This window comes from Protofrankia sp. CiP3 (assembly GCF_917627345.1).
Lineage (GTDB): Bacteria > Actinomycetota > Actinomycetes > Frankiales > Frankiaceae > Protofrankia.
The window spans coordinates 1-2,255 of sequence record NZ_CAKJTM010000215.1 but is presented as its reverse complement, the minus strand read 5'-3'; the positions used below and the strand labels follow the sequence as shown (position 1 = coordinate 2,255).

Below are 2,255 nucleotides of genomic sequence, written 5' to 3'. Positions count from 1 at the left end.
CTTACGCCCCCAACGCACTTGGCAACTAGCCGTTCGATCACCCTCCGTATCGGATCTGGCCGCTGAGGCACCGTCCGTCGACGATCGTTGGCGGAGTGGGATCCGATGACGGATTGCAATCTTCTCGGGGCCGATAAGAACGTCCTTGACGAGCAGCCGCAGAACACGCTGACGATCGATGATCTCCACGCTTTTCGCGCTCTCGCTCAGCTGAGAAAGGAATCCCTCAAGATCGGCCGCGAGGGTAAGGTAAAGGTCACGGTCGGCGATCTGGCCGTCAAGCGCCTCGAGCCGGCCGCGGAGGTTCGTCTCACGCGTTCGCAGCTCCGGCATTCTCGCGCGGAGCTCGTCGATGGTGATCAGCTGCTCCTGGAACGCCTCGATCATACGGGTGATCGCGGTGGTGGCCTTCGTGAGCGCATATTCGACCTGTTCACGCTGGCGCGTGGCAGGATCAGAGTGCCGAGCCTGGTTCAGCCGACGGTCGATCTCCTCCTGAATGAGCGTCGGATCGCCGAGCAGCTTGGTGATGTGTTCCCACACGACGTCGTCGATGTAGTCGGCGCGGACCGGCTTGTTCTGACAGACCCGGCCATTCTCGTAACGGTAGTCGTCGGATCCGAGGCAGCGGTAGTAGTAGATCTTCTTGCTTGACGTTCGCGTCGAGGTGCGATAGTAGCCATAACCGCACGCCGAACAGGCGGCGAGGCCCTGCAGAAGCGACGGGGTCGTTTTCGTGTTACGCGTCGCGAAGCGCTTGTTCTCCTCAAGGCGGGCAGCGACCCGCGCGAAGGTCTCCTCGCTGACAATCGCCGGGACAGCGATCTCGACCCATTCGTCGCGAGGCCGGTCCACAGTCTTGGTCGGCCGCGGCGTGGAACGACCCTCCAACCGTGCCCGCCGATTCAGACCTGCCGGCGTGTTGTCGACCATCGTCTTTCCGAATCCAGCCCTACCAGCGTAGGCGGGATTACGCAGCATTCCCCAGATCACCGACCGGTCCCAGCGATTCTTACCGGTACACGTCGGCACGCCCTGCTCGGTCAACCAGCGGGCCAGATCAGCGATCGACACACCCTCGTCGGCGTAACGACGGAACATCTCGGCGACCAGGACCGCCTCGTGCTCCACGACCTCGTATCCCGCGCCGAGCTTGTCGGCGCGCCGCCGATAATGGTATCCGAACGGCGCTCCGGAAAGCACGTTGACCGACCCGGAGCGTGCACGGTACGCCTTCCCACGCCGGTAGCGCTCCAAAATCTGCGCTTTCTCATACTCGGCGAACATCCCCTGGAACTGGACCAGCAGCTGGTCTTCCGGGCTGTCACCGCGAGGGCCCTTGACAAACTCGACCCTGGTACCCGCCCGCGCGAACTCCTCAATCAGCAGCGCCTGGTAGGCGAACTTCCGCGCGAGCCGATCGGGTGAATAGCACAGCACCACGTCGATCTGGACCGCGGCCACCAAATCCCGCAACCGCTCCAACGCCGGACGTGTCAGCGTCCCACCCGAATGGCCGTCGTCCTCGAATACCCACTCCTCCGGCAGCGTCGCCCCCATCTCCCGGGCGCGCTCACGCAGCGCCGCCGTCTGCGACACGATCGTCTCGTTCTTCTTCTGCCGGTCCGACGACACCCGGGCATAAATCGCCACGTTGGTCATGCGCTTGTCCTCCCTGCTGTTCGTTCTGGATTCTCAGGCGCCGCTGCGGGACCAGGACCCCATATGCGATCGACAGGTCCCGGACGGCGTTCCGATCGAACACATACTCAAGGGCGATCGCCCGTTTATCCATCTTCTGTGTTTCCCGCGCGGGCGGAGGCCAGAAAATCGCCCAACGCGCGGGCGACCAGCGATGAAATCGTCGCGCCGCGCAGCCGCGCATCATCACGTATCCGATCGGCCAGCACGGCCGGCAGCTTCACCGTGAACACGACGGTCGTCTCCGGCACCACTACTCGCCCACCCGATGAGGCCACATCGACGTAACGTCGAGCCTGCCGAAGCGAAACCGCGAAACGTGCGGACAGCACAAGGGCGGCGTCCACGACTGGGACGCCGCCCTCCAGCAGCCGAGCCGCAGCGTTCACTCGTTCGGCATACTCACCCGCACCCACACGACGACGATCACCCATAGGCAGATCATTACTACCGCCTGTGTCACGAGGTCACGTCGACACGCCGAGGCCGCTCCAGACGCCTGTAGCTCAGCGTGACCTCGAACTCGAAGTTGCCAAGTGCGTTGGGGGCGTAAT

2 protein-coding genes are annotated in these 2,255 nt (G+C 63.6%); both read right to left on the bottom strand.

Annotation, left to right across the window (positions count from 1 at the left end; translation table 11 throughout):
• The coding region (locus MJ797_RS26445; protein ID WP_239342415.1) for a recombinase family protein at positions 1–1,662 on the bottom strand (1,662 nt) is incomplete at its 3' end.
• A gap of 125 nt (positions 1,663–1,787) precedes the next feature.
• Entirely contained in the window at positions 1,788–2,135 is a 348-nt protein-coding gene (locus MJ797_RS26440) for a hypothetical protein (protein ID WP_239342413.1), read from the bottom strand.
• Positions 2,136–2,255: the final 120 nt, after the last annotated feature.